The 20,340-nt window shown below is 60.4% G+C and carries 21 protein-coding genes; 10 read left to right on the top strand and 11 right to left on the bottom strand.

Features of this window, described 5'->3' with window-relative positions:
- Positions 1-32: 32 nt before the first annotated feature.
- Positions 33-1,169, bottom strand: a complete 1,137-nt coding sequence (locus SBC1_RS27960; protein ID WP_165102346.1) for a PHB depolymerase family esterase — start codon at positions 1,167-1,169, stop codon at positions 33-35.
- 268 nt (positions 1,170-1,437) lie between these two features.
- Between SBC1_RS27960 and SBC1_RS27955 the strand changes: the two genes are divergently transcribed.
- From SBC1_RS27955 to SBC1_RS27940, 4 genes are all read left to right on the top strand, one after another.
- Positions 1,438-2,133 carry a phosphatase PAP2 family protein gene (locus tag SBC1_RS27955; protein ID WP_165102343.1) on the top strand — a complete coding sequence of 232 codons (696 nt, stop codon included), beginning with the start codon at positions 1,438-1,440 and terminating at the stop codon, positions 2,131-2,133.
- 184 nt (positions 2,134-2,317) lie between these two features.
- Positions 2,318-3,082, top strand: coding sequence for a molybdate ABC transporter substrate-binding protein (gene modA, locus SBC1_RS27950; RefSeq protein ID WP_370469708.1), 765 nt, complete (start codon positions 2,318-2,320; stop codon positions 3,080-3,082).
- Positions 3,083-3,116: 34 nt separating this feature from the next.
- Positions 3,117-3,791 (top strand): molybdate ABC transporter permease subunit, encoded by a 675-nt coding sequence (gene modB / locus SBC1_RS27945; protein WP_165102340.1) that lies wholly within the window; start codon positions 3,117-3,119, stop codon positions 3,789-3,791.
- A 2-nt stretch (positions 3,792-3,793) separates the two neighbouring features.
- The gene (locus tag SBC1_RS27940; protein WP_165102336.1) at positions 3,794-4,516 is read left to right on the top strand and encodes an ABC transporter ATP-binding protein; all 723 of its coding nucleotides are present in this window, start codon (positions 3,794-3,796) and stop codon (positions 4,514-4,516) included.
- Here SBC1_RS27940 and SBC1_RS27935 read toward each other — a convergent pair.
- Together SBC1_RS27935 and SBC1_RS27930 are read right to left on the bottom strand one after the other, a co-directional pair.
- Positions 4,479-5,321, bottom strand: a complete 843-nt coding sequence (locus SBC1_RS27935; RefSeq protein ID WP_165102332.1) for a TOBE domain-containing protein — start codon at positions 5,319-5,321, stop codon at positions 4,479-4,481. The genes SBC1_RS27940 and SBC1_RS27935 overlap by 38 nt on opposite strands.
- A gap of 57 nt (positions 5,322-5,378) precedes the next feature.
- A complete protein-coding gene (locus SBC1_RS27930; RefSeq protein WP_165102329.1) occupies positions 5,379-6,812 on the bottom strand; it encodes a CHAD domain-containing protein in 1,434 nt (477 codons plus the stop codon).
- A gap of 215 nt (positions 6,813-7,027) precedes the next feature.
- On the opposite strand from SBC1_RS27930, the gene SBC1_RS27925 reads away from it, so the two are divergent.
- The gene (locus SBC1_RS27925) at positions 7,028-8,623 is read left to right on the top strand and encodes an inorganic phosphate transporter (RefSeq protein ID WP_165102326.1); all 1,596 of its coding nucleotides are present in this window, start codon (positions 7,028-7,030) and stop codon (positions 8,621-8,623) included.
- Positions 8,624-8,713: 90 nt separating this feature from the next.
- Here the strand turns inward: SBC1_RS27925 and SBC1_RS27920 are convergent, their stop codons facing one another.
- Both SBC1_RS27920 and SBC1_RS27915 read right to left on the bottom strand, forming a co-directional pair.
- The gene (locus SBC1_RS27920) at positions 8,714-9,613 is read right to left on the bottom strand and encodes an integrase core domain-containing protein (RefSeq protein ID WP_165989091.1); all 900 of its coding nucleotides are present in this window, start codon (positions 9,611-9,613) and stop codon (positions 8,714-8,716) included.
- Complete coding sequence (locus tag SBC1_RS27915) at positions 9,610-9,999, bottom strand: transposase (RefSeq protein ID WP_165989089.1); 390 nt, start codon at positions 9,997-9,999, stop codon at positions 9,610-9,612. Before SBC1_RS27915 ends, SBC1_RS27920 begins: the two co-directional genes overlap by 4 nt.
- 350 nt (positions 10,000-10,349) lie before the next feature.
- On the opposite strand from SBC1_RS27915, the gene SBC1_RS27910 reads away from it, so the two are divergent.
- Together SBC1_RS27910 and SBC1_RS27905 are read left to right on the top strand one after the other, a co-directional pair.
- Positions 10,350-10,505 (top strand): DUF3309 family protein, encoded by a 156-nt coding sequence (locus SBC1_RS27910; protein ID WP_089160383.1) that lies wholly within the window; start codon positions 10,350-10,352, stop codon positions 10,503-10,505.
- Between the two features lie 197 nt (positions 10,506-10,702).
- Positions 10,703-11,491, top strand: a complete 789-nt coding sequence (locus SBC1_RS27905) for an SDR family NAD(P)-dependent oxidoreductase (RefSeq protein ID WP_165989087.1) — start codon at positions 10,703-10,705, stop codon at positions 11,489-11,491.
- 42 nt (positions 11,492-11,533) lie between these two features.
- On the opposite strand, the gene SBC1_RS27900 is transcribed toward SBC1_RS27905, so the two are convergent.
- Positions 11,534-11,896: a hypothetical protein gene (locus SBC1_RS27900; RefSeq protein ID WP_165102319.1), complete on the bottom strand. Its 363-nt coding sequence runs from the start codon at positions 11,894-11,896 to the stop codon at positions 11,534-11,536.
- Positions 11,897-11,915: 19 nt separating this feature from the next.
- Positions 11,916-12,137, bottom strand: coding sequence for a hypothetical protein (locus SBC1_RS27895; RefSeq protein ID WP_089160385.1), 222 nt, complete (start codon positions 12,135-12,137; stop codon positions 11,916-11,918).
- A 210-nt stretch (positions 12,138-12,347) separates the two neighbouring features.
- Between SBC1_RS27895 and SBC1_RS27890 the strand changes: the two genes are divergently transcribed.
- From SBC1_RS27890 to SBC1_RS27880, 3 genes are all read left to right on the top strand, one after another.
- Positions 12,348-12,620, top strand: coding sequence for a DUF2866 domain-containing protein (locus SBC1_RS27890; protein ID WP_165102316.1), 273 nt, complete (start codon positions 12,348-12,350; stop codon positions 12,618-12,620).
- Between the two features lie 152 nt (positions 12,621-12,772).
- Positions 12,773-13,195, top strand: coding sequence for an MbcA/ParS/Xre antitoxin family protein (locus SBC1_RS27885; protein ID WP_165102313.1), 423 nt, complete (start codon positions 12,773-12,775; stop codon positions 13,193-13,195).
- A 14-nt stretch (positions 13,196-13,209) separates the two neighbouring features.
- Positions 13,210-13,929: an RES family NAD+ phosphorylase gene (locus SBC1_RS27880; RefSeq protein WP_370469707.1), complete on the top strand. Its 720-nt coding sequence runs from the start codon at positions 13,210-13,212 to the stop codon at positions 13,927-13,929.
- 6 nt (positions 13,930-13,935) lie between these two features.
- On the opposite strand, the gene SBC1_RS27875 is transcribed toward SBC1_RS27880, so the two are convergent.
- The 4 genes from SBC1_RS27875 to SBC1_RS27860 form a co-directional block, all read right to left on the bottom strand.
- Positions 13,936-15,240, bottom strand: coding sequence for a DNA topoisomerase IB (locus tag SBC1_RS27875; protein ID WP_165102310.1), 1,305 nt, complete (start codon positions 15,238-15,240; stop codon positions 13,936-13,938).
- Between the two features lie 1,095 nt (positions 15,241-16,335).
- The gene (locus SBC1_RS27870; protein ID WP_165102307.1) at positions 16,336-17,073 is read right to left on the bottom strand and encodes a metallophosphoesterase; all 738 of its coding nucleotides are present in this window, start codon (positions 17,071-17,073) and stop codon (positions 16,336-16,338) included.
- Positions 17,074-17,228: 155 nt separating this feature from the next.
- Positions 17,229-18,596: a cytochrome c gene (locus SBC1_RS27865; RefSeq protein WP_165102304.1), complete on the bottom strand. Its 1,368-nt coding sequence runs from the start codon at positions 18,594-18,596 to the stop codon at positions 17,229-17,231.
- Between the two features lie 23 nt (positions 18,597-18,619).
- Positions 18,620-20,221 carry a GMC family oxidoreductase gene (locus tag SBC1_RS27860; protein WP_165102301.1) on the bottom strand — a complete coding sequence of 534 codons (1,602 nt, stop codon included), beginning with the start codon at positions 20,219-20,221 and terminating at the stop codon, positions 18,620-18,622.
- Positions 20,222-20,340 lie beyond the last annotated feature (119 nt).

Here is a 20,340-nt window from a genome sequence, read left to right as displayed (position 1 = left end):
TGATGCGAAAGGCTTTTTTACAACACCGCGGGCTAAACGAGGCTCTCGTCCCGCACGGCTGATTGCACACGGCGTTGGTATTTGAAGAATTCCCACAGCATGGCCGATGCGTCCGGGCCTTTCGCCGAATGGAACTGCACGGTGTCGTCGCCACCGCTCCAGGCATGGCCCAACCCGCGCACGATGCACGTCTTGATGACTCGTCGGCCGTTTTTGACGTAGTCCGTCACAGTGCTGCCGTCCTGGGTTTCCTCGCGACGCTCGCCGTTGCGCCAGACACCGTTTGCGTCGATAAAACGGTTCAGGCGCAGGAATTCCGTTGTCAGCTGCTCAGCATTGGTCTTCGATACGACCGAATCCAGCTCGCCGTGCACAATAATGGCCGGCATGCCGGGGTAAGCGGCGACGTTGACTGCGGCGTCGATCAGGCCGACAGGGTCGCTGCGGCTGCCGCGCCGCATGGCGTCCATTGCACCGATTGCGGAATTTGCATCGCCGAAAACCACGCCTGAGTGCAATCCGACGGCCGCAAACAGCGACGGATATTTGACGGCTAGCATGGCTGCCAGCCCCGCACCGGCAGACATACCGGCCAGATAGATACGTTCGGCGTCGAAATGGTGACGCGCAACGACCTCGTGCACCAAGGAAACGACCGCAGCCGCCTCGCCGCCGCCAGAATTGGCCGAATCTTCGTACCAATGCCAGCAGCGGTGGACGTGCGCGGTTTTCGACTGCTCGGGGTACAGCACGGCAAATCCGAAGCGGTCGGCCAGCAAATTGATGCGCGTGCCCTGCGCGAATTCTTCAGCCGATTGCTGGCATCCGTGCATCATCACGACGAGTGGCATGTCCGTGAGGGATGCGCCGGTCGGTAGATATAACGCGTACGCCAGATGATTGACGAACCGGCCCGCTGTTGGCGGGGCCGAATGGAACGACCGGCTCCACTTTCCTGCCGCCCATGCGGAGGCGCGCGGCCTGACCCGCGACTCGCGAGTGACGCGCGGTTTAGGGGTGATTTTGGGTTTCGCCGCGGCCGGTTTGACCGCCTTCGCGCGGACAGGCTTCGCCGGAGCGCGCGTTTTCGGCGCTCGGGGCGGAGCGATCTGCGTCGCTACAAGGCGTTTCAAGCCTCGTAGCCAGAGTTTTGTCAGGCTTTTTGGCATCGAATTAAGGGTCCGCACAGAAGAATGGATCGCCAAACCCTTCGGGAATGACGAATGTTGTGCAGTGCACAATAGCATCTATTTCGGGAGCGTGCGCGCACCACAGAATTTCATATTGCGTCACGTTGTCGTCATGTACGCGGTGGATGCCGTACGTTGCAGTAATTTTGTCCAATCCATTGTTGTTTTTAGATTCCCTCTAAAAAATTTCGGAGTCCGCTCGGCAGGTATACTGTCGGCTTCCCCCCGCTCTGCAGAATCAATCTTCATGCCTGACTTGCCGCTTTCGCTTTGGCTCTCCATTACTTCGCTTGGCGGCGTAGGCGTCATGATTCCGCTCGCGCTTGCGGTGGCCGCATGGCTGGCGCTGGGTTATCCGTGGCGTTACGCCGTGTGCTGGCTTGCTGTGCTCGGCGCGGCCAGTGGACTCGTGGCGTTGACGAAAATCGCGTTCATGGGATGGGGTGTCGGCGTGCGCGTTCTGGATTTCACCGGAATCAGCGGTCACGCCATGGTTTCGTCCGCAGTATTGCCAGTGGCTTTGTTCGTCGCGTGTTTGCCCGGGCGACGATGGGTGCGCGCGCTGGGGGTGTCGGCGGGGGTGCTGATCGGAATCGTGGTGGGCGTGTCGCGGATCTTGCTGAATGCCCATTCAGTGTCGGAAGTCGTGACAGGATGCGGTCTCGGCGCGCTCGCCGCGCTTGTGTTCGTGGCGTTCGCCTGGCGCGCGGAACCCGGCAAGTTATCGGGGGCGCCGGTTGCGGTGAGTCTTGCATTGGTGGCTCTCACGCTACATGGGATTTCGGTGCCAACGCAGCGCTGGATCACGGATATCGCCCTGCACTTGTCAGGCCGCGAGCAACCTTATATTCGCGCTCGATGGAAGGCCGGACGCTATGACAAGCCGGTTGCACCGCCGGCGCAACATATCGATGTACGGTTTTCGGGGACGACGGAGTCGTAAAGGGGCTTTCGCTCGCGCCGTTTGGAGGGTTCCGCGCTCGTGAATTCGATGCCTTGATGACGGCTCCAGGGTTAGCGGTCGAGGGTCAAGGAAATAGAGCGCTCGTCAAACCCGGGCGAATGAACCGGCTATCGTTATAACCTCAAGTATATTACGATACGCTTTCCATTCCTTCGACCTGTCCATCGTGTTCAATCTCAAACACTCGCTGATCGCCGCTGTCTTCACGTTCACACTGCAATCCGCCGCCCACGCCGATGAAATCGTCGTCTCCGCTGCAGCAAGCCTGACCAATGCGTTCAAAGCCATCGGCGATGCCTACGAGAAGCAACATCCGGGCACGAAAGTCCTGATGAACTTCGGCGCCTCCGACGTGTTGATGCAGCAAATCGTGAAAGGCGCGCCCGCCGATGTATTCGCCTCGGCCGATCAAAAAGCCATGGACAAGGCTATCGACGAAAAGGTCATTGCCACCGACTCGCGCCGGGACTTTGCTGCAAACTCGCTCGTGCTGATCGTGCCGAAAGACAGCAGCTTCGCTCCTGCCAGTGTCAAGGACCTCACGGCCGCCAGCGTGAAACGCGTGGCTTACGGCGATCCGGCATCAGTGCCGGTTGGCCGTTATACCGAAGGCGCGCTGAAGGAAGCCGGCGTCTGGGACGCAGTCAGCGCCAAGGGCGTGCTCGCGGCTAACGTGCGCCAAAGCCTGGACTATGTGGCGCGCGGCGAAGTGGACGCCGGCTTCGTATTCAGCACCGACGCCGCCGTGATGCCGGATCGCGTGAAAGTGGCGCTGAGCGTGCCAACACAAACATCGATTACCTACCCTATCGCCCAGGTAGCGCAAAGCAAACACGCCGCCGATGCCCAGCAGTTCATCGCGTATGTGTTGTCACCGGACGGGCAAAAGACGCTCGAGCAATTCGGCTTCAAACCGCCGGTGAAATAACGCTGCTATATAAAACGATATAGAACACAGAACCATGGATCAGGCGTGGATTCCATTGCTGTTGTCGCTGAAAGTAGCGGGATGGGCGACAGCAATCGATGTCGTGCTCGGCGTCGCGGTGGCATTCGGTTTGTCGCGCTGGCGTTCGTCGGCGCGTGAGCTCGTCGACTCTTTGCTAACGCTGCCGCTAGTCATGCCGCCCACCGTGCTCGGTTATTACCTGCTCGTGTTGCTAGGCCGGCGCGGCGTGATCGGGGCATGGCTCGACAAGTTCGACATCCAGTTGGTGTTCACGTGGCAAGGCGCGGTGATCGCGTCGGCCGTGGTCGCGTTTCCGCTCGTGCTGAAGTCGGCGCGTACCGCATTTGAGACGGTCGATCCGCAATTCGAACGTGCCGCGCGCACGCTCGGCATCAGTGAAGCCGCCGTGTTCTTTCGCGTAACGCTGCCGCTCGCCGCCCGCGGCATCCTGGCCGGCGCGTTGCTCGCGTTCGCGCGGGCGCTGGGCGAGTTCGGCGCCACGCTGATGATCGCGGGGAACTTGCCGGGCAGGACACAGACACTCTCTGTCGCTGTCTACGCCGCCGTCCAGGCCGGCGACGACAGCACCGCAAACATCCTCGTGATCGTGACCTCGGTCACGTGCGTGGTCATCCTGCTCACAGCCGGACGACTGCTGCCGCAGCGCTCCACGGCATCGGTGCGCTGAAGATGACCGCCCTTACCGTCCGCCTGCGCAAGCATTTCATCACGCCCGAGCGCGACTTCATGCTCGATATCGCGTTTCGTTCAACCAGTCAGCGCATCGTGCTGTTTGGCCCGTCGGGCGCAGGCAAAAGCCTGACGCTGCAAACCATCGCCGGCCTGATCACGCCGGACGAGGGCGAGATCGTCCTGAATGGAACCACGCTGCTGCATACGGCCAACGCAATCGATTTAAGCCCGCAAGCGCGTCGGATCGCCTATCTGTTTCAGGACTACGCGCTGTTCCCGCACCTGAACGTGCGCCAGAACATTGCCTTCGGTCTGAAGCGCGGCTGGTGGAATCCATCGAAACACGTCGCGCACGCCGATGTGGACTACTGGTTGAACGCGTTCGATCTGACCCAGGTCGCGCGGCAGTTTCCGGCGCAATTATCGGGTGGGCAAAAGCAACGCGTTGCGTTGGCGCGTGCGCTGGTCCCGCATCCGCAATTGCTGCTGCTCGACGAGCCTTTTTCAGCGCTCGACATGACCTTGCGCCAGCGCATGCGCCAGGAACTGGCCGATCTTCAAGGCCGCCTGGACATTCCAATGGTGCTCATCACGCACGATCCCGACGACGTCGCCATGTTCGGCGATCAGGTCGTGAGTTTGCGCGAAGGTATCGTGCAACCGGAAGATGCCCTCAACGCCCTCAGTCCGTCACGCCAAGAATCACGCTCGACGCCTTGAACGCCGCAATAGCGGCCTGACCTTGCACCAGGCCGAGCGTCGTCACGCTCTCGTTGGTGATGATGGCAGTGACGGTGGTGGCGTCGTCCAGTGCTAAAGAAACCTCCGCGTTCACTGCACCCGGCGTCACGCTCGACACCTTGCCGCGCAACTGGTTGCGCGCCGAGATCCGCATGGGTTTGGAAGAGCCTTCGGCGTCATCGACCATCAGCATCACCCATGACGCCTTCACGAGCGCGAACGCCTCAACGCCTTCCTTAAGACCGAGCGACGCGGTGCTTTCATGCGTGACCACCGCGACGATCGATTGGCCGCCGGGCAAAGCGAGCTCGACCTCGTCGTTGACGGAACCGCGCGTGACTTTGCTGACCGTGCCAAACAGCTGGTTGCGTGCGCTTGTTTTCATACCGATTCGCCCAATAAGCCGCCAGTCCTGCGCGAAACCTTCAATCGCCGCGCCCGCGCGCTCCAGAAACGCCTGATGCTCCCGCTCGATAACCCGATAGGTATCGATCAGTCTCAGCGCCTTCGCGGTCAACGTGGTCCCGCCGCCGCCCTTGCCGCCCGTGGCACGCACGACGAGCGCGGTGCCGGCGAGGTTGTTCATGGTGTCGATAGCGTCCCACGCCGCCTTGTAGCTCATGCCGACCGCCTTCGCCGCGCCCGTGATTGAACCGGTCTGCTGGATGGCCGCGAGCAACGCAATGCGCGCCGCGCCGCCAAGCGTGGCGTCCCCGCTGCGAAGCCAGACTGAACCACCCACTTCGATGGCATCGTGCGGTGTACTACGGGATTCGTCGGTCATGGGGCGAGCGCGGAACAGCGTGATAAGAGAGTGCGACGATTATATCGATGCATTCACTCACTTGATCCGCGGCGGTTTTATCTTGCGCAGAATGCGCTCGCCTTCTATTGCGCTCATCCGTTGCGCGCTGACGGCGAAGCCCTTCGCCAAACCCTTCTGGAAGTCGCCGGCTTCTTTCAGGTCGGCCAGGCGCTGAGCAGCGACAGCCGCATCGTTGCCTTCGCCCAGGACGCTTTGCAAATTCCCCAATGCCTCTTCCACTTGCTTACGGGTTTTCCGGGTCAGCAGCGAGCGGAAAAATTCGAGTGCGTAGCGCAAGCGCTTGGCGTGTATCCGCACTTTGTGTCGCGTCGGGGCGTCGAGCGTGGTGAGATCCGGGGCGCGCTCGATCTTCCGATAATGCTTCGTGATGCGCTTCTGCGCATACGCGGCGAGCGTCTGGTCCGCTTGGCCAGCGGGCACTTCGAGCGTGCTGAACCACTCGACATATGACAGCGCGAGGCGCGCGTAGCGCGGCGATTTCATCGCGTCCTGCAGACGTTTGCGGGCAGCGATGCGGTTGCTATCGGCGGCGCTATGGGTCGGTTTCCACGCGTCCTTGTGATGCGGGTCATCCGATGCCGCATAAGCGGCAAGCGTGGTGTCGGTGAAGACGTCCCAATCGCGGGCATCGCCCAGCAGGTCACCGAACCATTTCAGATCGGGTGCAACGCGGGTAGTCCAGGTCTCGTCGATCCATTCGGGGAAAAGCTTGAGCGCCGTCTTCAAGCGGCGCTGCGCGACACGCAATTGATGCACGTGTTCCACTTCGAGCCCGCCACGCGACGCGGTGTCGTTGCCGAACCACTGCGCCGCAACCGACTTGCCGATTGCGACGAACGCATCCGTCGGACTCGCGTCCTTCGCCAACTTCAGCTTGCTGGCCTTGACCGGTTCACGCGAGGCGCCGTCTATAGCGACCGGGACGACCAGAAAGGGCAGCGTCTCCACAATCTCATGCGCGATCGCGAACAGCGCTTCGCTTGCATCGGGGGCAGCCGTGAGCGTCAGCATTGCCCGGCGATCCGCATCGAGCCGCAGCGTGGCGCGCACGTGGACACCGGTATCCATTTCGCCGGGCGTGTCCCATTCGACGATCGCCGCCTCGGTGGCCTGGCTCAATGTGAAGCTGGCATCGCCGATCAGGGCCTTGAGATCAGTCAGTACTGCCTCCGACTTGATCCAGCCATGCAGCGTGTCGAAGGGCCCTGCCTCGGTTTCAATCCGCTGGACCAGCGGCCAGTCACGGTGCATTGCCACGAAAACACGATGGTCATCGTGCGTCTCGATCCCAACGTCCCACTCAGCCAGATTTAATCCGGCCTTGTGCGATCGCAGCACGAAATCCGTCCGGCGCGCCGTGGCAAACCGGCTCAGTCGCGCCAGCGCTTCGTCCAGCGGACCGTTCGGCGCATCCAGAGAAACCATCCTCAACTCGACGAGTTGCAACATAACTTCCCCATGATGAGCGGGTGCCCTTGCCGGGCAGCAAGACGCGAACCGCTACTTCAGTTCAGACGAATTTCAATTCTTTCAAAAGTCATCAAAGCGCCATAAAGCCTGTGCAACCATGGCCGCGGCATTACCAGAAGAACGCCTTGCAGATGTTTTCCTTAAGCCTGAATCCCCTTCCGTACACGCGCAGCCTCTAGCTCAAAGGACGTTCCATGCCTGACTTGACTCTACCCGACAGTAACGACAGCAACGGACCTCGCTCGCTCGGACGCCGGCTGAGCATGCCGATATTCCTCGTCGTGATCGGCGTTGGCATTATCTATTGCGTGACGCACCTGATGCACGACCTGGAGTCGGTCCAACAGTCTTCAATACTGCCGTACATCCTGCTCGGCGTCGCCTTGATGATCGCCCTTGGCTTCGAATTCGTAAATGGTTTCCACGATACGGCCAATGCGGTGGCCACCGTCATCTATACCCATTCGCTCGCGCCGAACCTGGCCGTCGTCTGGTCGGGCCTGTGGAACTTCGCCGGCGTGCTGGTTTCGAGCGGCGCGGTGGCGTTCGGCATCCTGCAACTGCTGCCGGTCGAACTGATCCTTGGCGTGGGCTCATCGCAGGGTTTTGCGATGGTCTTCGCATTGCTGATCGCGGCAATCATCTGGAATCTTGGCACCTGGGCGCTGGGCATTCCTTCATCGAGCTCCCATACGCTGATCGGCTCGGTGATCGGCGTCGGCTTGATGAACCAGATGATGCACGGCCCATCGGGAACCTCGGGCGTCGACTGGGGCCAAGCGCTCGCAGTAGGCAAATCGCTGCTGTTCTCGCCAGTGGTCGGCTTCATCCTGGCGGGCTTGCTGCTCTACGTGATGAAGCTCGTGGTGCGCGTTCCCGCGCTCTATAAAGAGCCGAAGAAAAACACGCCGCCGCCGTTCTGGATTCGCTGCCTGCTGATCCTGACCTGCACGGGGGTGTCGTTTGCGCACGGCTCCAACGACGGCCAGAAGGGCATGGGCCTCATCATGCTGATCCTGATCGGCACCGTGCCGACCGCCTATGCGCTGAACAAGGCCGTTACGCCGGCCGAGACGCAGACCTTCCTGTCGGTCGGCCATCACGCGTCCGAAGTGCTCGGCAAATACACCAACGGCGCCGCGCCCGCTGCCGACCCGCGCGCAACGGTGCAGCGCTACGTGCAGACCAAGGCGGTCCAGCCGGACACCGTTGTCGCGCTCAAGCAGCTCACCGATATCATCGACGGACAAGTCGGGCCTTCGTCGTCGATGGCGACCGTGCCGCAAAATATTGTGAATAACGTGCGCAACAACATGTATGTGGCCTCCGAAGCGCTGCGCCTGATGGACAAGCAAAACGCGCCCACGTTCGCCCCCGATGACGCCGCCGTGCTCAAGAACTTCAAAGGCCAGCTCGACCATTCGACCAAGTTCATTCCGACGTGGGTGAAAGTGGCCGTGGCGGTGGCGCTCGGCTTGGGCACCATGGTTGGCTGGAAGCGGATCGTGGTGACGGTCGGCGAACGGATCGGCAAGACCCACCTGACGTATGGACAAGGGGCGTCGGCGGAACTTGTCGCGATGTTGACCATTGGCGCCGCGGACGTCTACGGCCTGCCGGTCAGTACGACCCACGTGCTGTCTTCAGGCGTGGCCGGGACAATGGCGGCGAACGGTTCAGGGCTGCAATGGCGCACCGTGCGCAGCCTCGCACTTGCCTGGATCTTGACCCTACCCGTTTCGATCGCGCTCGCAGCTGGATTGTTCTGGGTGTTCCGCGGGCTGTTCTAAGCGTCGAATGAGTAGATTTACCGGGCTTGGTCAAACACGGTTTTAAGCCCGTTTGTACCGGCTCCGGTTGTTTGGACACGCTTTTGTAGTTCAGGCGGCCAGCTTCATCGGCCTTTGCTGACGGGCTTCGAGGGGTGATTTGAAGCCCAGCTTTTCAAGACGCCAGTCGCGGTTGTATCGATCCTTGAACGCGACAGCGGCGGCACGAACTTCCTCCAGGTTTTTGAAGTTGCGTCCATGAATAGCCTGCTCCTTCATGGTTCGGTTGAACCTCTCGGCCACGCCGTTGGTCTGCGGCTCGGCGACGAAGGCGTAGCTCGGCGCGATGCCCCAGAATTTGATCTGGTCGCGAAAGTCGTCCGAGGTGTATTGCGAACCATGATCCATGCGCAGCGACAGCCCGCGACCCGCGTCGGCACCCACGGAGCCAAACTCGCCCAGCAGCCCCTGGGAGATCGGCTCGAGGGCGGCGAAACGGTCACCAATTTTCGCGGCATGAATGCCGGTGCACATGCCGTCGCAGTGATCGACGGCGCAGAAGATCCACACCATGCCGTCGTCCACGGTCGCGATGCGCACGCCGTCGGTACCCCACATTTCATTGGGGCGATCAGTCGTAATCCGGCCGTCGTGAAGGATGGGTTCGCCTCGCGCTTGACGATGCGGCGAGAGCAGACTGTGCTCCCGCATCAGCCGCAACACGCGGGTCCGGGAGACACGGATGTCATGCAGGATGCGCAGCCGTGCCCAGACCTTGCGATGCCCCTCGCCCTTGAAGGGCGAAGCCGCCAGATCGTCACGGATGGCCTTGAGCAAGTCAGCATCGGGCATCTTCGGCTTCGGCCCACGCCTGCGCACAACCATCGGCGTCACGCCGGCGCTCGCTCTGGCACGTACGGCGTAGATCGTCGAGCGCGGGAAGTCGAGCACCTGGCAAACTCGTTGCAATCCAAAGGGCTTGCCGACGCTCACGGAGATCTCGTGGCTCATGTCGATGATCTCCGAGCGCTCAAAGGGCGACGGGCCTGCCGCTCGCGTTCCTTGTTCAAAATCTCGATTGTCATCGTGAGCTCGCCGACGCGCCGGACGGCCTCGTTGAGTCGGGCTTCCAACGGATCGCTAGTGCGTGCCTTCAGGCCTGCCTCCATGCCCGCCAGAGCCTGTTCACGCCAGCATTCAAGCTCGGCGATCGTCACGCCAACTTCGCGCGACACGGCATCGACGGGTTCGCCGCGCAGCAATCGAAGCACCACGCCACGTTTGCGCCCGGTCGACCAGCGTTTGACTTCGGCGGCGCCAGAGGCGCTTCCAGTCGCGCTACGCGCGCCTTCCAGCGCCTCTGGCGCAACTGCATTCGCATCAGCTTTCTTCAACATGAACTACTCCAGTTTGGAACACACGTTTTACCCCAAATCTGTGTCCAAAAAAACCGGAGGCGCCGCAGTTTTAAGCCCGTTGCACGTTGCAGCGCGAGCGGTTTTTCAAACCGCTCGCGCGCTTGCAGAATTTGCCGATCACAAGCGGCTGATTGTCATCTCTCCGGCTTCCCTCCCCGCCCCACATGTTTTTCGCCATAGGCACAGCGCTTGCTCTATCAAAGCAGTAATCGCGAGGGTATGGGCGCTGCGGACACGTAAGCTGAAGCAATCCGCCAATACTCGCGCCGCACCAAAAGCGGCATCGCCATTCACTCTTCAGCAGACTTTAATAATTAAGGAGAAGTGGAATGATCGGAACAATCTTGCTTGTCGTGTTGATCCTGCTCTTACTCGGGGCTTTCCCTTCATGGCCGCACAGCCGTAGCTGGGGTTATGGCCCAAGCGGGATCCTGGGCGTGGTGGTAATCATTGTGATCGTGCTGCTGCTCATGGGACGAATCTAGAGTCACAAGCCGATCGGTGCCAGCCGCCTGCCTTATGTCAAAGGCTGACTCGAAACCGGCTACGCTTTATCAGAATGCTTGAACCGCTGTGTATCCGCTGTATATCGCCTGCCAAAGTAGAACATCGCTTATGGCGGGCGGTTTTCATTGGCCACAGACTGCTCTTCGATATCCGCTAATCAAGGAGTACACATTTCATGGACCTCCACCTGGAAGGCAAACTCGCGCTCGTCTCGGGATCAACGAAAGGCATTGGCCTCGCCATTGCCACCGGATTGGCGCGCGAAGGTGCGCGCGTGATCGTGAACGGGCGCAAGCAGTCATCTGTCGATGAAGCCCTGGAAAAGCTACGTGCTCAAGTGCCCGGCGCGAACGCGGAGGGTTTCGCCGGCGATCTCTCCGATGCCAGCCAGATCGATGCGCTGGTTGCGCGTTATCCGGCGGTCGACGTGCTGGTGAACAACCTGGGCATCTTCGATCTGAAGCCGTTCGAGGAAATTCCGGATGACGAATGGTTGCGTTTCTTCGATACCAACGTGATGTCAGGCGTACGGCTGGCGCGTGCGTATCTGCCGACGATGAAAGCGAAGAACTGGGGCCGTGTGGTGTTCATCAGCAGCGAGAGCGGCGTTCAGATTCCCGTCGAGATGATTCACTACGGCGTCACGAAAACGGCGCAATTGGGGTTGTCGCGCGGGCTTGCCGAGTATTGCGCGGGTACGGGCGTGACGGTAAATGCGGTACTGCCGGGTCCGACGCATTCCGACGGTCTCGACGAAATGGCCGCGAAGGGCATGGGCAACAAGTCGTTCGCCGAGTTCGAGAAAGGCTTCTTCGAAACGGCGCGGCCGAGTTCGCTGCTCAAGCGTTTTGCCACGACGGAAGAAGTAGCAAATATGGTGGTGTATGTGTGCTCGGAAGCGTCGGCGGCCACGAACGGCGCTGCGCTGCGGGTGGACGGCGGAGTCGTGCGGTCTGCTTTTTAGAACGGTGTACGCCGCGCTGGATCAACGCCTGAACTCGCAAGGTCACACGCGCAAGACACGTCCGTCCGGCCCGATCAGCGGCGGCAGGCGCGGCGTTGAGTCCGTTCCTTTGGGCGCCGTTTTCACGTGTCCCGGATTCGCCGGGGAAGACGTGAGTGCCGGCGGCGCTACATTGGTTTTATCGGCGACTTGCTTGACGGCCGGCCCGCTCTTGCGCTTTTTCTTGACCTGCGCCGACTGCACGCCGCGCGGTTTGGCCTTCGATTTATGCATCTGCGCTTCGGGCGGATTCCAGACTTCGACGTATCGCTCAGCCGCTACCGCTGCAAGCGAGCCCAAACCCATGAATCCGGCCAGAACCGCGACTACGACGTTAGAAGAGAGTGTGGATAAAGCAGATCTCACAACAAGTGCTCCAGAGTGTTCAGTGTCCGCCAGCGCGCGAGAGTATAGCGTCGAGCGAGCGCTGCGAGGTGTCGAGTTCAAGCAACGCGCTGTCCAGCCGTTGCAGCGCCAACGCGACTGTGCGGCCTTCCGCGTCCAGTTCCGGTTCACTGCGCGTAGCGTCAAAAGCAGCCGATACCGCGCGAGTAGCCTGCACGTATCGCGCGAGCGCAGCGGCTTCAGCAGAAGAATGACTGTTCATGTTTCTTGTCCATGCAAAGCACTCACCTGTATGAATATACAGTATTGCCGCGCGACGGAAAAGCATTCGTGCGGCAATGCGCAGTGTGCACGTAAACCCGTCTGGTTTTAAGTTGCACTTAATTGTCTGAAGGCACATTACAAACGCGAGCTTTTATCGCCGCCATCAAGGGCGGCTTTTAAATCAGGGCTTTCACCGCGAGGACACGTCATGGCCGCCAGCGCATCGTTTCAGAACATCAAGTCCACGATGAAAACCGACCACTCCCTGCCGCTGCACGAGTGCCGGCTTTCCGAGGCTGTGGAAAGGCCGTGGGGCAAGCCGTATCGAATGGTCGAATGGGCACGCAAAAGCGATCCATGCAGTCAATTGAGCGTCGTGCCGGCAGAGTTCACAACGTCGGAGATTGCAGAAGTATTGCGCGCGCATGTGTCAGGGCGGCGCTACGGTCCCACGGATTCCGACGGGACCGTCCAGGAATGACGCTTCCCATATCTGGCTGAACACCAGCAGCGGCGCTTTGCGCCCCGCTGCGAACGGACACAGACCTGGACGCGGTGCCGGATTGCAGTTAAAACTTGATATAGTCCACAAATGGACTAATATATGAATCAAGTTCTTAACGAGACTTTCTCATGTCGCGCGTTCAACGTGTCCCACGTCCCATTCCTGCGCCACAGCCTTCTATTGCGGACATGTCCGCGGCGGGCTTGCGTGCGTTTTTCAATATCGCGCGCGATTGGGCCCTGTCCGCCGATGAGCAGATTGTCCTGCTAGGTTCTCCCGGGCGGTCCACGTTCTTCAAGTGGAAAGCCACGCCGCAAACGGCGCGTCTCGGGCGCGACACGCTTGAGCGGCTTTCGCTGATTCTCGGCATTTATAAGGCGTTGCAGATCCTGTTGCCGCAAGCCGAAGCCGCGGATGGCTGGATCAAGCGCGCGAATACCGCGCCGCCATTTGGTGGACGGCGCGCGCTTGACCGCATGCTCGCGGGCAACGTGAGCGATCTCGTGGCGGTTCGCCAATATCTCGATGCGATGCGGGGCGGTTGGGCGTGAGCGATCTATCCAATCTGCCGCAAGCTGAAAACGACTGGCATGCTGACTGGCCGCATATCGACCTCAACTGGTCGCCGGCCTATCGGGTGATTCCTACGCGTTTTCCTGCCGTGAACCTGTTCGACCGCGTTGCGTCGCCTCAGGATTTCGATGCCCTCTACGCGCTCGAGGCAATGACCAATGACCGCTTGCGCACCGAAGTGGGCGACCTGGATCTGGTGCCGCTCGCCGAGCGCCAGTTCGGGGCCGGTTACGGCCCGATCATGGCGGCCTTCACCCATCTGAACCCGAACGGCAGCCGTTTCTCCGATGGCAGCTACGGCGTATTTTATTGTGCGCGCGACCGGCGTACGGCGATTGAGGAAACGCGTTATCACTCGGCGCTGTTTCTTGCGGACACGAAACAAGCCCCCTTGCGCCAGCAGATGCGCCTCTACACGGTCTTGGCAAAAGGCGATGTCATCGATCTATGCGAGGGCCGACTGGAACAAGCCGCGCTCGATCCGGCGATTCTTTCGCCATCCAGTTATGTCGCGGGGCAGGCGCTGGGACGGGCAGCGCGGGAAGCCAGTGCACCTGGAATTGTGTATCCATCGGTGCGGGATCAGGGCGGCGAATGCCTCGCCGCTTTCCGCACTACTTTGCTGCGCGATTGTCGTCACGCTGCTTATCTGGAATACGAGTGGAACGGTGAGACCGTGACCAACGTCTTCGAAATGAGCAAGGTCGGATAAAAGCAGCTAGCCGATAGCGACAGCCGTCGACGACCGTACACGCGCGATCTTTTTGGTTGCAGGGCGTGCGGCCGTCGATGCGGCTTTCGGTGCAGCGGTTTTCGACACCGCCGCCAGCGCCTCCATCCTGACGTCTTTCGATGAGTTCTTGAGTGCCGCCGCTTTCGCTTTTTGACTGGACTTGGCGAGCAACCGGGTGAGCCGAGGATCCGCGCCATTCGCCTGGATCTTGCGGCCTCGTGCTGCTTCACGAGCGCGGCGCTTTGCGTCCTTTTCCAGAAAAATGGCGAGCATTGCTTCGTCGGTTTTCAGGCCGGATCGGCGGGAGGGTGGCAATTCGTCGGCGAGCTCGCCGGCTTCGAACGCTGCGATCACCGCTGGATGGACATAGCATTTTCGGCACACTGCCGGTGTATTGCGCAATATCTTGGATACTTCCTTGATCGTGCCGACCACATGCTTGCGTGCTTCGGTCACGGTTTCCCACGCCAGCTTGCGCAGCGCCGCCAGGGCGAACACGCTGCCGGCCCATGTCCGGTAGTCCTTTGCCGTGAAGTCGGCGCCGGTGATGTCGTGGAGGTAGTCGTTGATATCGGAGGAGCTGACGGTGTGGCGTTCGCCGTTCGTGTCGAGGTACTGGAACAGGTCATGACCGGGCAGGTCCATGCAGCGTTTTATGATCCCGGCAATGCGCGCGTCGTTCACCGAGACATCGTGCTCGATGCCGCTTTTGCCGCGGAACTGAAAGCGTAGCGTGCCGGATTTGACGCTCAAGTGTTTCTTGCGCAGGGTGGTGAGTCCGTACGACTTATTTTCGCGTGCGTATTCTTCGCTGCCTACGCGAATCAGCGTGGTGTCGAGGAGCCTGACTACTGTGGCCAGGACTTTGTCGCGGGGCATGCCTTCGAGTTCGAGATCCCGGGTTACGCGTGCGCGAAGTTTCGGTAATACAGCGCTGAATGCCAGCATTCGTTCGTACTTGGTGGCGTCGCGGGTTTCGCGCCAATGCGGGTGATATCGATATTGTTTGCGCCCCCGCGCATCGCGGCCGGTGGCTTGCAAGTGGCCGCGTGAGTCGGGGCAGATCCAGACGTTCGTGTAAGCGGGTGGGATAGCGAGCGCGTTGATGCGTTTGATGTCGGCGTCGTCGGAGAGCGGGTTGCCCTGGGTGTTGAAATAGACGAAGGTGCCGTTTTTCCACTCGCGCGTGTAGCCGGGGCGGGAATCATCGACGTAGCGCAAACCCGGGGGCAGGTCTTCCGGGCAGCCCTTGATCTCGCTCTGCGGTTGTTGCTCCAGGGGGGATGTCACTGCGCGCCTCGCTTAGGTCTCGCTCAATTAGACGAGACTCAAGCAATGGCCATACCACAGGGTTTTTCGTTCGCACTCGGTTTGGGGATTGGGGTCAGTTGTAGGGGTTCGAGAGTTAGCGGGCGGTCGGGGTCGGGGTGCTGGTTCCGGCGTTGGTGGTCGGGGTCTATGCCGGGTTGCCAGGTTCCTGCGTTGGCGGTCGGAGTCAATGCCGGGTTGCTGCTTTCGGCCTTAGCGGTCCGCGTGAGTCGGATATTCTCTTTATCACTATTAGCCACTGCGCGTGGCGGCGCGTCATTTCTTTGTCCAAAGCGACAAAGAAACGAAGCAAAGAAAGCGCTTTCAAAACGCGCTACCCTAAGTGTCCACAGCGTGCAGTTCCCATTCATGGGTGCCCCAAAAGCACGGTGCTCGCCAGAGCCACGGATGTTTGAACCCCTCCTTCTCGCGAATCCTGACACGAACACGCTTCGCCCCCAACGCTCTCGGGCAAGCACCCTTGCCAAGGAACCCGCACGGCATCACGCGTATTTGCTGCTCCATGTCTTGGCGGGTTAGCGGCATGGCGAGCACGGTTGTTTTTTTGGGGTACGGCCTGACACACCTTACGGCCCTATTTCGAGGCGGGTTGGCGATGTGGTTCGTCATGCGTAAAAATTCGAAAGGAGGTTGTCCGCGGATAGCGCGGGGTGCTCCTTGGGCAGGTTCAGTCACTGGTGGCGAAGCGTGTGGGTATCCGTGTTCGGAGAAAGAGGGGTTCACACATCCGTGGCTCTGGCGAGCACCGTGCTTTTGGGGCACCTATGAATAGAAACTGCACGCTGTGGACACTTAGGGTAGCGCGTTTTGAAAGCGTTTTCTTTGCTTCGTTTCTTTGTCGCTTTGGACAAAGAAATGACGTGCCGCCACGCACAGTGGCTAATAGTGATAAAGAAAATAGCCAACATATAACCCGCGAAGGCCCTGAAAGCAGCAACCCGGCACTGACCCCGACCGCTAACCCAGGAACCCGGCAACCCGGCACTGACCCCGACCGCTAACGCAGAAACCTTGCAACCCACACCCAAACCCCACCCCCGAGTGCCAACGAAAGCCCTACGGTAAGGCCAACTCCCGCGCCCCTTCCGCACTCGCCCAACCCTGCTTGACCGACCAGCGCTGATCGGTGCCGGCCTCGACAATAGTGAGCCGCCCGTCGTCGGTATAAGCGCCTGTGTCGATAAAAATCTGCGACCCGATCTGCTTGATCGCCTTCATGGGCGTGTGCCCGCAATACGTTGGCGATAACCCCCGCTGCCACGCAGCCTTCCCCGTCCCGAGCGCAAGCGACCTGCCCCACAACATCTGCTGGCGGACTTCGTCGGGGAAATACGCGACTTCCAGATCAGCGTCGCTGCCAAAAAACTCCGCATGCAGCACGTTGAAGCGCGTCGGACCATCGCCGACAATTCGCACCAACGGAACACTCGCCAGCTTCGCAGCAATCGCCTTCAGTTGCTCATCCGTCAGGTTTGACGCCCACGACCCGCCAATCGAATACCACATGTGGCGTGGCATCTTGCCCGCCGCAACGGCGCACAACGCGTCTTCGTGATTGCCAAGCACAGGGTAAAACCAGGGTTTATCGAGCAGGTCGATAGCCGCCAGCGAATCGCTCCCGCGATCGACCAGATCGCCCACGGAAAACAGGCGATCACGCGAACCATCGAAAGCAATTTCGCTAAGCAAATAACGCAGTGCGTCGACGCAGCCGTGCAAATCGCCAACCACAAGGTCACGGCCAACTTTGTTCGCTGGATGCCAGCAAACGACAGGGTAGGTAGAAGCAGTCATGGCAACAATCTTAATCTTACAAAACGCACAGTTATGCGCGCCAACTCGCTTTCCAACAAACTAACCACCCACATTCTGGAACGGCCACCATCAATGCGCAATACGACCGGTTTAGCACGGCAATAATTGCCGCGCTAAATCGAAGAACACCGTATTTATTGCGGTGTTGAACGAAGTTTGGCGACCTGGTCGGCGGATGTCGTCGATTGCGGATTGCCAAACGTCTTCGTCACATAATTGCTGATGGCGGCGATCTGTTCATTGCTGAGTTCATTCGCGAATGCGGGCATGAACGCCGTGGCGTCTTTCGTCTGACGGTTCACGCCGTGCAGCATGACCATGGTCAGATTATTAGCTGCCGACGCCCCGACCACACTGTTATGTATCAGCGAAGGATACGCCCCCGCCGCGTTGCCGCCCCGCCCCTCGCCCGTCCAGCTATGGCACGTCGCACAGTTCGCAATAAACAACTGTGCACCGTTCACTCCGCTGATCGCCGTGCCGCGCATCGCGGTGACGTCGGCGTTGGTCGGCTTGCCGAAGGAATCACGCGGATGGATGTCGCCACCGCTCTGCGCCGGCACCGAGCGCAAATACGCCACTATGGAACGGAGATCCTCAGGCGTCATGTACTGCGTGCTGTCCTGCACCACATCCGCCATCGGGCCGGCCGCATTCGCCTGGCCATGCGCCACGCCGGTCGCGAGATATTGCGCCAACTGGTCGTCGGTCCATCCGCCAATGCCAGCGTTCTTGTCAGGCGTGATGTTGAACGCGTGCCAGCCGGACAGCTCGGCGCCGCTGAAGCGCTCACTCGTCTTCAGGCCCTGCGTCACGTTACGAGGCGTATGGCATTCCTCGCAATGCGCGAGACCGCCAACCAGATAAGCGCCGCGATTCCATTCCGCGCTCTGCTGCGGGTCGGGCACGAATCGGCCTTCCTTGAAATTGAACATGTTCCAGAACACCATCAGCCAGCGCTGGTTGAACGGAAACGACAGCTCATTGCGCGGCGGCGTGTAGTGGATCGGCGTAAGCGTATTCAAATACGCGCGGATCGCGAGCACGTCCGAGTCCGTGACCTTCGTGTATTCGGCGTAAGGGAAAGCCGGATACAAACGCTCACCGCTCTTGCCAATCCCTTCATGCATCGCGCGCAGGAAGTCAGCGTCGCTCCAGCGGCCAATGCCGGTATCTGGATCGCTCGTGATATTCGGCGTATAGATGGTCCCGAACGGCGTGGTGATCGGCAGACCGCCAGCGAACGGGCGGCCTTTGTCGGCGGTATGGCATGCCACGCAGTCACCGGCGCGTGCAAGGTACTCACCGCGCTTGATCAGATCCGCGCCGGCCAGCGTGTCACGCTGCACGACCATGGGCGCAGTCGCGGCAGTCTGCGCATGCGCCGACCGAATCAGCGTGTGGAAACTCGTGCCGGTGATGGCGAGCGCAAGAACGGCGAGCGCACCGCCCAGGCGCTTCTTATGGGAGGTCTTCGCGTCGCGAGGTTTGGGGTTCTTCATCGTGGATCTCCGTCGGCGCGCAATCAAAGTTCTTTCTTCAGCTTGTCGGCGAGACGCAGCGACAACGCGGACAACGTCAGCGTGCAATTCACCGATGCCGCCGTCGGCATCACCGCACTGCCGGCAATGAAAAGGTTCGCGTGGTCATGCGTGCGGCATTCGGAATCGACGACGGAATCCTTCGGGTCCGCGCCCATGATGGTCGTTCCCATGATGTGGTTGTTCGGAGCGAATTTATCGTCGAAGGCGATCTCCGTGCCGCCGAACAATTCCGCGATCCGCGCATACTGCGCGCGCGTGTCGACCGCGCTTTTCTTCACGTAGTCGTTGATCGAGTAATAGATCTCGGGCTGCGGGATGCCGAGTGAATCCTTGTGATCCGACGATGGAATCACACGGTTCTGCGGCTCGGCCAGATGCTCGTGGAAACTGTTGATGCTCATCGTGCGCGCAGCACGGTCGCGGATCTGCCGGTCGAGTTCCGCACCGGTCACGCCCTTGGCGATCAGGGCCGCCGTGACCGACATGGTAGGCACGCCATTCGATAAATGCAGCTTCTTCGCCGCGTATTCCGAGCGGAACGCGCCGTCGCGGAAGTTCACGACCGAGGTCATCTCCATCGGCCCGCGTCCCGGCCACACAGGTTCATTCGCGAGGAAGGTCACCCCGGTTCCGGGATGGTCCATCAGGTTGCGGCCGACCTGGTCCGAACTGTTGCCAATGCCGCTCTTGAATCTGTCGGACACCGATTGCAACATCAGCTTCGGCGTTTCGATACCGTTAGCGGCAAGCACGAAGAGCTTGCCCGTGACACGCGTGCTGTTGCCGTTCGGGTCCTTGTAATGGACGGCGGTGATCAGGCCTTTATCATCGCTTTCGATCTTGTAGACGACCGCTTGCGCGATCAGCTTCGCGCCCGCACGCTCGGCTTTCTCCGCATGCGTGATGCCGTTGTACATGGCGGCGATCGGACAGATCGGCATGCAGTTGTTATTGCCGCAGCAGGTTGGACGGGCATCGTAAGGGCGGCTATTGCGCGCGACCGGTTCCGGTACCACGTGAAAAGACTGCGCGTTGAGGACATCGGAGAAACGCTGGTCCATGTAGGACAGCGGCAGCATATCCATTGGATACGGCTTGGAGCGCGGCGAACCCAGATCGACATTATTGCCCGGACCCGACACGCCAAGCTGCACTTCCGCGGCGAAGTACCAGGGCTCGAGGATCTCATACGGGATCGGCCAGTCGCGACCTACGCCATAGAGTGTCTTCAGCTTGAAATCGGCTGGCAGCAAGCGCCACGCAGCAGCGGCCCAGTGCCAGGTGGTCCCCCCAACAAGCCGCAAGTATTGCGACGCGTACGGGTACTCGCCCTTCTGGATCAGATAGTTGTTCTCGGGCGAATACTCGGGATGCGGTGCGTAAGGCGTCGACGGATACGGTGTAGCGAAGTCGTCTTTCGCCGGCGAGTTTCGAAAGTTCTCGACGATCTGCCAGCGCGGAATACGCGGCCCGGCTTCGAGCAGGATCACGGATGCACCCGCGGTCGCGAGCTGATGCGCGACGAGTCCGCCCGCGACCCCCGATCCGACGACCACCACATCGGCCGAATTCGAATTTGCCATTTGTTGTTGTCCTGTGAGGGTAGGTTTTTATTTGCTTCGGTCGCGCTGTCGAGCGTGCTAACAATTGTGCTGTCAGATGCTCTCAGGTGCTATCAGGCAGCGCGCCGGCTTGATGCAGT

This window comes from Caballeronia sp. SBC1 (assembly GCF_011493005.1).
Lineage (GTDB): Bacteria > Pseudomonadota > Gammaproteobacteria > Burkholderiales > Burkholderiaceae > Caballeronia.
This window is presented reverse-complemented; position numbering and strand designations above follow the sequence as displayed.

Excerpts from the sequence above, each read along its gene's own strand:
- SBC1_RS27865 (WP_165102304.1), bottom strand. The coding sequence starts at position 18,596 with ATGAAGAACCCCAAACCTCGCGACGCGAAGACCTCCCATAAGAAGCGC.
- SBC1_RS27910 (WP_089160383.1), top strand. The coding sequence starts at position 10,350 with ATGATCGGAACAATCTTGCTTGTCGTGTTGATCCTGCTCTTACTCGGG.
- SBC1_RS27885 (WP_165102313.1), top strand. The coding sequence starts at position 12,773 with ATGTCGCGCGTTCAACGTGTCCCACGTCCCATTCCTGCGCCACAGCCT.
- SBC1_RS27870 (WP_165102307.1), bottom strand. The coding sequence starts at position 17,073 with ATGACTGCTTCTACCTACCCTGTCGTTTGCTGGCATCCAGCGAACAAA.
- SBC1_RS27955 (WP_165102343.1), top strand. The coding sequence starts at position 1,438 with ATGCCTGACTTGCCGCTTTCGCTTTGGCTCTCCATTACTTCGCTTGGC.
- SBC1_RS27860 (WP_165102301.1), bottom strand. The coding sequence starts at position 20,221 with ATGGCAAATTCGAATTCGGCCGATGTGGTGGTCGTCGGATCGGGGGTC.
- SBC1_RS27915 (WP_165989089.1), bottom strand. The coding sequence starts at position 9,999 with ATGTTGAAGAAAGCTGATGCGAATGCAGTTGCGCCAGAGGCGCTGGAA.
- SBC1_RS27895 (WP_089160385.1), bottom strand. The coding sequence starts at position 12,137 with ATGAACAGTCATTCTTCTGCTGAAGCCGCTGCGCTCGCGCGATACGTG.
- SBC1_RS27925 (WP_165102326.1), top strand. The coding sequence starts at position 7,028 with ATGCCTGACTTGACTCTACCCGACAGTAACGACAGCAACGGACCTCGC.
- modB (WP_165102340.1), top strand. The coding sequence starts at position 3,117 with ATGGATCAGGCGTGGATTCCATTGCTGTTGTCGCTGAAAGTAGCGGGA.
- SBC1_RS27905 (WP_165989087.1), top strand. The coding sequence starts at position 10,703 with ATGGACCTCCACCTGGAAGGCAAACTCGCGCTCGTCTCGGGATCAACG.
- SBC1_RS27940 (WP_165102336.1), top strand. The coding sequence starts at position 3,794 with ATGACCGCCCTTACCGTCCGCCTGCGCAAGCATTTCATCACGCCCGAG.
- SBC1_RS27920 (WP_165989091.1), bottom strand. The coding sequence starts at position 9,613 with ATGAGCCACGAGATCTCCGTGAGCGTCGGCAAGCCCTTTGGATTGCAA.
- SBC1_RS27930 (WP_165102329.1), bottom strand. The coding sequence starts at position 6,812 with ATGTTGCAACTCGTCGAGTTGAGGATGGTTTCTCTGGATGCGCCGAAC.
- SBC1_RS27935 (WP_165102332.1), bottom strand. The coding sequence starts at position 5,321 with ATGACCGACGAATCCCGTAGTACACCGCACGATGCCATCGAAGTGGGT.
- SBC1_RS27890 (WP_165102316.1), top strand. The coding sequence starts at position 12,348 with ATGGCCGCCAGCGCATCGTTTCAGAACATCAAGTCCACGATGAAAACC.
- SBC1_RS27960 (WP_165102346.1), bottom strand. The coding sequence starts at position 1,169 with ATGCCAAAAAGCCTGACAAAACTCTGGCTACGAGGCTTGAAACGCCTT.